Source organism: Paraburkholderia sediminicola (assembly GCF_902859805.1).
Taxonomy (GTDB): Bacteria; Pseudomonadota; Gammaproteobacteria; order Burkholderiales; family Burkholderiaceae; genus Paraburkholderia; species Paraburkholderia sediminicola.
Genome location: NZ_CADIKC010000021.1, coordinates 70,670 through 79,326, shown reverse-complemented (window position 1 = coordinate 79,326; position 8,657 = coordinate 70,670). Strand labels below are relative to the sequence as shown.

Below are 8,657 nucleotides of genomic sequence, written 5' to 3'. Positions count from 1 at the left end.
CCGCCGAATACGAAATCACCATGCAGAAAAAGTGGAAAGCGGAAAAAGTGTCCAGGATTACTTGACCACCACAGTGCCCCCCCGCACAGGGGGAACGCTAATAGACCACTAACAAAGCAAGGAAAGGCACTAAAGCCAGAGCAAGGAAAGGCACGAAATCCAGAACAAGGAAAGGCACGAAATCCAGAACAAGAAAAGGCCAACACGCCAAGAACACTAACAAAAGCGCCGCGCAGGCAACCGAATTCGATAAACCCCCAAATAAGGGCAACGCCACTCACCCCCAATTACAAAATACGAACAAACATCCCCACAGGAAAACATTCAGTAAGCGCTCACCCAGGCATAAACCCGCTATTTCGTGATTAACAACATCCTGAATCCCCGAAAGCATCCTAATATCAAGGCGAACTGAAAAAACGACAGGGGAAAGCCATCATGTATCGTCATCGTTCGCTGGGTGTGGTGATGGGCGCGTCGCCGCTCGCAAGCGTCGACGTATTGAGCAGGATGACCGCGGCGTGGCGCCGGCCCGGCGCGGCCAAGCCGTTCGACTTCGTCCTCGAGCAGCATTCGTGGCAAGGACCGGCAACGCAAGGCGCCGCGAGCGCGCCATTCAAGATCCACGTATTCGACACGATTCGAGCCTTCGAGAAACGCGGCGTCGATGCGATCGTCTTGCCGTGCTTCCTCAGCCATACCTTCATCGATGAACTCTCGGCGAACGTGGCGCCGCCGATCGCTAACATCATGGCCGCGCTCTCGGCACACGTACGGCAGGCTTTTCCGTCGGTTCGCCGTGTCGGCGTGCTGACTTCCGGGACGATCCGCCGCCACGGCCTTTTCGAACGCTATTTCGACAGTGCGCGGTTCGAGGTGCTGCATCCGCGTGACGAAGCAGGCGTCGATTGCGTAACGAGCGCCGTGTACGGCGACGAGGGTATCAAATGCGGGCACCTGTATGGCCGGCCAGTCGAGTTGTTGCGCGCCGCATGCGCCGACCTCATTGCGCAAGGTGCGGAGATCATCGTTCCCGGGCTCGCCGAAATCCCCTTGGTGGCGCGTGCACTCGGCACGCTGGAAGTGCCCTTAATCGATACCAATCTCGTCTACGCGCGCTACGTTGCAGCGGCGCAATATGCGCAGCCGGAGCGGCGTTTCAAGGTGGGCGTGCTGGGCGGCGTCGGCCCGGCGGCGACTGTCGATTTCATGGCGAAACTGGTGCGCAACACGCCGGCCAACTGCGACCAGGACCACATCAAGGTGATGGTCGAGCAGAATCCGCAGATTCCGGATCGCACTGAAGCGCTGCTCGGCAACGGCGACGATCCGACGCTTGCACTCTATGCTGCCTGCAAGACGCTCGAAGAGGGCGGCGCGGATCTCATCGCGATTCCGTGCAATACGGCGCATGCGTTCGTGGAAGGCATTCAGCCGACGCTGACCATTCCGATCGTCAATATGCTGACCTGTACCGCAGATTATCTGCGTGAGACTTTCCCGAGCCTGCGCGAAGTCGGTGTGCTGGCCACCTCGGGCACGCTGGCGAGCCGGGTCTACGAAAAGGCGCTCGAAGCATGCGGCTTCGTGCAGATCGCGCCGGCCGCGGCCGCCCAGGCCCGGCTCATGAACGCGGTTTATGGGCCGAGTGGCGCCAAGGCGGGCTACACGTCAGGCGAGTGCTGTGACGACCTCGCGGCTGCGGTAGATGACCTGGTCGCGCAAGGCGTGCAGGTCATCGTGCTGGGCTGCACGGAGTTGCCGCTGCTGCTGCGCGGTTCGACGCTGACGCGGCCGGACGGGTTGGTGGTGCGGCTTGTCGATCCGACCGAGGTGCTGGCAAAACGCTGCGTGGCTTACGCGCTCGGCGGCAGCGGAGTGGCGCACGCTTCGGAACCAGCGGCGCCGGTGATGGGCCGGTTTAACGTGGAAAGCGTCTTCGGCTAGGGTCGGGGAGATCCGGCTGGTTTCAGCGGATTCCGGCTTGCGTGCGGCCCCGCACCGCGCAGAAAAACCTTGTATTTCTCTCCCTTCGCCGTCATCTCCTGACGGCTGCATGGCGCCCTCTGAAACGGCACATCGCTTGCTGGTCGGCTGATCGAGCCACGCTCGGCGCCGCCGTGCCGTGTCATGGAAAACTGTATAAATATACAGTATAGTATCCCCCTACAACCCGGCCTTTGGCGTGTCGTTCCGCCAGCCGGGTACTCCGAACTTGCGCGGTCGCGAGGCGTCCGTGAGAGGTGGTCCACTCATTCAGACGGTCGGAAAAATTGGCATCTAACGGAATTATCCGCATTCGCGGCGCGCGCCAGCACAACCTGAAGAACGTCGATCTCGACGTACGAACCGGCGAAATGACGGTCGTCACCGGGCCGTCCGGCTCCGGCAAATCGAGCCTCGTGTTCGACACGTTGTACGCGGAAGGGCAGCGGCGCTACGTCGAAACCTTCAGCGCCTACGCCCGGCAGTTTCTCGACCGTATGGACCGGCCGCAAGTCGATCGGGTCGATGGTGTGCCGCCCGCTATCGCGATCGACCAGACCAACCCGGTGCGCAGTTCGCGCTCCACCGTCGGCACCATGACGGAGCTCAACGATCACCTGAAGCTGCTCTACGCGCGCGCGGCCGAACTGTTCGATCGCAAGACCGCGCTGCAGGTGCGCCACGACACGCCCGAAACGATTTACGCCGAGCTGCTCGAGCGCACTGCGGAGAGTGATTTGCGGCTGGTCGTCACGTTCCCGGTCGAGTTGCCGGAGACGGCGTCCGAGCAGGAAGTGGAGCAATGGCTCTCCGCGAGCGGCTACACGCGTGTGCAGGCGCAGCGCGAAGTCGATTCGCCCACCGGTAAGCGCAAGCTGCTCGACGTGGTGGCAGACCGCTTCCGTTTAAGTTCGGTCGACAAGCAACGGGTGGTCGACGCGATCGAGGCATCGCTTAAGCGCGGTGGCGGCCGCGTCAATATCTACGTGCTGCCCGCAGCGCCAGAGGCGCCGGAAGCCAAAGAAGCCGAGCCGCAAATCTGGCGCTTTTCCACTGGCCTGCATAGCCCGGAGAGCGACCTGCGCTATGCGGATCCGCAGCCGGCGCTGTTCTCGTTCAACTCGGCCTACGGCGCGTGCGAAGTCTGCCGCGGTTTCGGCCGCGTGATCGGCGTCGACCTCGGTCTGGTCATTCCCGACGCGCGCAAGACGCTGCGCGACGGCGCGATCAAGCCGATGCAAACGCCCGCCTGGAAAGAATGCCAGGACGACCTGATGCGCTACGCGGCGAAAGCCGACATCCGCCGCGGCACACCGTGGGGCGAGCTGACGGACGCCGAACGCGACTGGGTCATCAACGGCTCGCCGGACTGGAACGGCAAGTGGCAGAGCCATTGGTACGGCGTCAAACGCTTCTTCGAGTATCTCGAATCGAAGGCGTACAAGATGCACATTCGTGTGCTGCTGTCGAAATATCGCAGCTATACGCCGTGCGAGACCTGTGGCGGCGCGCGTCTGAAAACGGAATCGCTGCTGTGGCGCTTGGGCAGCAAGCAGAATGCCGATGAGGTGCTGACGTCCGAAAAGCGCTTCATGCCGCGTGGCGTCGAGTGGAAGCGTGCGCAACTCGAGGCCTTGCCGGGTCTCACCGTGCACGATCTCATGCTGATGCCGATCGAGCGCATCCGGCGTTTCTTCGACGAAATCAGCTTGCCGAGCGCCTTGCTCGACGACGCACTCAAGCTGTTGCTCGCCGAAGTGCGCACGCGCCTCAAATATCTGTGCGACGTCGGCCTCGGCTATCTGACACTCGACCGGCAAAGCCGCACGCTGTCGGGCGGCGAGGTGCAGCGGATCAACCTGACCACGGCGCTCGGCACGTCGCTGACCAAAACTCTGTTCGTGCTCGACGAGCCGAGCATCGGTCTGCATCCGCGCGATCTGAACCGGATCGTCGAAGCGATGCATCGGCTGCGCGATGCGGGCAATACGCTGGTGGTGGTCGAACACGATCCCTCGGTGATGCTCGCGGCGGATCGTTTGATCGACATGGGTCCGGGGCCAGGCGAACGGGGCGGCTCGATCATTTACGACGGCGCGCCTGAGGCGATCCGTTCGTCCGGCACACTGACCGGCGAGTACCTCGGTGGTCGCCGGCATGTGGCGGACGCGGCGCACTGGTCGCAACGTCCGGTGGATGACAGCACGCCGCGCATCGTGCTCGAAGGCGCGACCGAACACAATTTGCGCGATGTCACGGTCGAGATTCCGCTGCAGCGGCTTGTTTGCGTGACAGGTGTGTCGGGGTCCGGCAAATCCACCTTGCTGCAGGACGTCTTGTACCCGGCCATGGCGCGGCACTTCGGTCTCGCCACCGAATCGCCCGGCTCATTCAGGAGCCTGAGCGGCGCCGACCAGGTTACCGATGTGGTGTTTGTCGACCAGTCACCGATCGGCAAGACCGCGCGCTCGAATCCGGCCAGCTACGTCGGCGCGTTCGACGAAATCCGCAAGCTCTTTGCCAAAGCGCCGCTCGCGCAGCAACGCGGTTACGGCCCCGGCATGTTCAGCTTCAACTCTGGCGACGGGCGCTGCCCGACCTGCGGCGGCTCGGGCTTCGAGCACATCGAAATGCAATTCCTGAGCGACGTCTACCTGCGCTGCCCGGATTGCGATGGGCGCCGTTATCGCGCGGAACTGCTCGAAGTCAAAATCGAGCGCGGCGAGCCGGCGCGTGCGTTGAGCATTGCCGACGTGCTGGAGCTGACGGTGAGCGAAGCCACCGCCTACTTCGCCAAGGATGCCGAAGTATTGCGCGTGCTGCAGCCAATCGTCGACGTGGGTCTCGAATACGTGAAGCTCGGCCAGCCTGTACCTACGTTATCCGGAGGTGAAGCGCAGCGGCTCAAGCTCGCCGGCTTCCTCGCGGAATCGGCACAGGCGCGCACTGCGCGGAGCGCGAAGCAGCCGGTCGCAAAACGTCTGTTCATGTTCGACGAGCCGACCACCGGCCTGCATTTCGACGACATCGCCAAGCTGATGCAGGCATTTGGCAAGCTGCTGGCGAGCGGCCATTCGCTGATTGTGATCGAACACAATCTCGACGTGATCCGCGCGGCCGACTGGCTGATCGACCTCGGTCCGGAAGGTGGCGACGGCGGCGGCAGGGTGCTGTGCGCGGGCACGCCGGAAGACGTCAAGCTTTGTCCGGAATCGCATACCGGCGAGGCATTGCTGCAATACGATCGCGCGATGAACGCGTCGGCAGAACCGGAATCGCAGGGTGTGCCGCTGCAAAAGGCGCTGAGCGCGGCGCGTGCGCGGCGGGTGATCGAAGGCGAGGACGTGGTGCGTATCGTCAATGCGCGCGAGCACAATCTGAAATCGCTGGATGTCGATATTCCGCACGGCAAATTCAACGTGATTACCGGTGTATCCGGGTCGGGCAAGTCCACGCTGGCCTTCGACATTCTGTTCCACGAGGGGCAGCGCCGTTACCTCGAATCGCTGAACGCGTACGCACGGTCCATCGTGCAGCCGGCCGGTCGACCTGAGGTCGACGCGGTGTATGGCATTCCGCCTACTGTCGCGATCGAGCAGCGTTTGTCGCGCGGTGGTCGCAAGAGTACGGTGGCGACCACGTCCGAAGTGTGGCACTTCCTGCGCCTGCTATACGTGAAGCTCGGTCTGCAGCATTGCATCCACGACGGCACGCCGGTCACGTCGCAAAGCGTCGAGTCGATTGCGGCGCAATTGCTGCGCGATCACAAAGGGCAGCACGTCGGTTTCCTCGCACCGCTGGTCGTGAACCGCAAGGGTGTCTACACCGACCTCGCCAAGTGGGCGAAAGCGCGCGGCAACACGCATCTGCGTGTGGACGGCGAGTTCGTGCCGGTAGACCCGTGGCCGAAGCTCGATCGCTTCCGGGAGCACACCATCGAGTTGCCGGTGACGGACCTCGTCGTGTCGCCGGATAACGAAGTAGAACTGCGCCAGGCGCTTGATCAGACGCTGGAAATCGGCAAGGGCGTGATGCATCTGTTGGCGCCGCTCGACGGTTTGTACGACGCGATCAGCGGCAGCCGCTCCACGGCGAAACTCGGCACGGTGAAGGTACTGTCCACCAAGCGCGCCTGTCCGGTATGCGGTACTAGCTATCCCGAACTCGACCCGCGCATGTTCTCGTACAACAGCAAGCACGGCTGGTGTACGACATGCGTCGGCACGGGCCTTGCGCTGACGCGCGAACAACGCGCGGCATACGACGACACAGTGATCGTCGACGACAACCGCGGCCGCGAGCAGAGCTTGCCTTCCGAGGAGCAGGAACCGGAAGGTCTCGTCGACGAGCCGTGTGCGGATTGTGCCGGCACACGTCTGAACCCAACTGCACGCGCCGTCACGTTCGGCGAGCAGGCCATCGTCGACGTCGCGCAATGGACGGTGTCCGATACGCGTGCGTGGATCGACACGCTGGAGATGAGCGGCCGGGACGCGGAAATCGCGCGCGACGTGATCAGCGAAATCGGCAGCCGACTGCAATTTCTGGAAGAAGTCGGGCTCGGTTATCTGAGTCTCGATCGCGCGGCGCCGAGCCTCTCGGGCGGTGAAGCGCAGCGCATCCGGCTCGCCGCGCAACTTGGCAGCAACCTCCAAGGTGTGTGCTACGTGCTCGACGAACCGACCATCGGCCTGCATCCGCGCGACAACCAGATTCTGCTCAATGCCTTGCGCAAGCTGGGCGAAAAGGGCAATACGCTGGTGGTGGTCGAGCATGACGAGGACACGATTCGGCGTGCCGATCACATCATCGATATCGGGCCGGGCGCGGGCAAGCGCGGCGGCACGCTGGTTGCGCAGGGCAGCGTGGCCGATCTGTCGGCGCAGCCTGATTCGCTGACCGGGCAGTTCCTTGCTAATCCGATCGTGCACCCGCTGCAGCCGCGCCGCGAGGTGGTCGCGCCGACCAAGCGCGTTGCCGCGGTGCCGGAGAACTGGCTAACGGTGCACGGCGGTAAGCTGCACAACCTGCAGAACGTCACGGTCGGCATTCCGCTTTCGCGGCTGGTGGCGGTGACGGGGGTGAGCGGTTCGGGCAAATCGACGCTTGCGCGCGACGTGCTGATGGCCAATCTGCTGGATGCGGTGGGGCGCTCGGTGCTGTCGTCGCCGGCTACACGGCGTGCGCGTGCGGCGGCCGAGACCCAGCCGGCGGCGAACCGGCGTTCGAGCGTGTTGGCGCGCACGGCGCCGCGTGCGCCGCTGAACGTCACGCATGCGTGGCAAGGGTGCGATGCGATCACCGGCTGGGAAACCATCGACCGGGTGCTCGAAGTCGATCAGACACCGATCGGTAAAACACCGCGTTCGTGTCCGGCGACCTACATTGGCGTGTGGGATGCGATCCGCAAGCTGTTCGCCGGCACGCTCGAAGCGCGAGCGCGTGGCTATACGGCATCGCGTTTCTCGTTCAACACCGGTGAAGGACGTTGCCCCGCTTGCGAAGGGCAGGGCGTGCGCACCATCGGCATGAGCTTTCTGCCCGACGTGAAAGTGCCATGCGACGTTTGCCACGGGCAGCGCTTCAACCCCGAGACGCTGGCGGTCACGTGGCGCGGCAAGAATATCGGCGACGTACTCACCATGGAAATCGACGAAGCCGTCGAATTCTTCGCACCGATCTCCAACATCGCGCATCCATTGCAATTGATGAAGGATGTCGGGCTCGGTTATCTGACGCTCGGCCAGCCGTCGCCTACGCTCTCGGGCGGCGAAGCGCAGCGTATCAAGCTTGTCACCGAGCTAAGCAAGGTGCGTGACGACATCACGCGTCGTGGTCAGAAGCCGCCGCACACGCTGTATGTGCTGGACGAACCGACTGTCGGTTTGCATATGGCCGACGTCGCGAAGCTGATTCGCGTGCTGCATCGTCTCGCGGATGGCGGTCATAGCGTCGTTGTCATCGAACACGATCTCGACGTGATTGCCGAGGCGGATTGGATCATTGACCTCGGTCCGGAAGGTGGCGTGGGTGGCGGCACGATTGTCGCCGCTACGGATCCCGAAGGATTGTCCCGTGTTGCGGCGAGTCACACCGGTGCAGCCTTGCGTCCCGTACTCGCGCGTACGCGGAATGATACCGCGGTCGTCGCGAGCGAAGGAACCAACGGTTAAGGCAGCGGAGCGGCGCAAATGGCTTGCGCCGCTCCGGTTCGCTCGTCCGGTCTGGAGAGCCGCACATGGCGGCTCACACGTAAGCCAACAGACCACTGGCGGTCCATGAACGGGTATTGTCGCGACACTCGACTTACCCGAGTCGGGCATTATCGGTGTCGTCGGCTATATGTAATTAAGTGGAATGTATTTGTAATTATATAAATGGCGTAATTGAAATGTGTGTTTAGAGTGTCGTAAATACCGCTAAAAAAATTTGGAAACGGTGTTTTTCTTCTGCTATCTTCCCGGCCTTGACGCAGGCCTCTGGCCGGCGCTTGAAACGTACGTTGGATGACCTGTTCGGAATCCGTCGAGGTTGCCACACAACCCTCGCGCAGCGCCCGCCCAGCAGGCTTTTGCGGCTACGTATCACCAGCGACCTGTCAGCAGTTCATCGCGCGTCACCATAGCCCGCGATGCCGGCTGCATCCCAATTAGCGAGCCGCGCATGGCGCG

2 protein-coding genes are annotated in these 8,657 nt (G+C 62.8%); both read left to right on the top strand.

Annotated elements, in window-relative coordinates:
• Positions 1–438 precede the first annotated feature (438 nt).
• Positions 439–1,947 carry a cysteate racemase gene (cuyB, locus tag R8871_RS37390; protein ID WP_175054924.1) on the top strand — a complete coding sequence of 503 codons (1,509 nt, stop codon included), beginning with the start codon at positions 439–441 and terminating at the stop codon, positions 1,945–1,947.
• Between the two features lie 326 nt (positions 1,948–2,273).
• Positions 2,274–8,159, top strand: a complete 5,886-nt coding sequence (gene uvrA, locus R8871_RS37385; RefSeq protein WP_175054923.1) for an excinuclease ABC subunit UvrA — start codon at positions 2,274–2,276, stop codon at positions 8,157–8,159.
• Positions 8,160–8,657: the final 498 nt, after the last annotated feature.

What these genes read in the sequence shown, in the direction of transcription:
- cuyB (WP_175054924.1), top strand. Translation starts at nt 439, where the DNA reads ATGTATCGTCATCGTTCGCTGGGTGTGGTGATGGGCGCGTCGCCGCTC.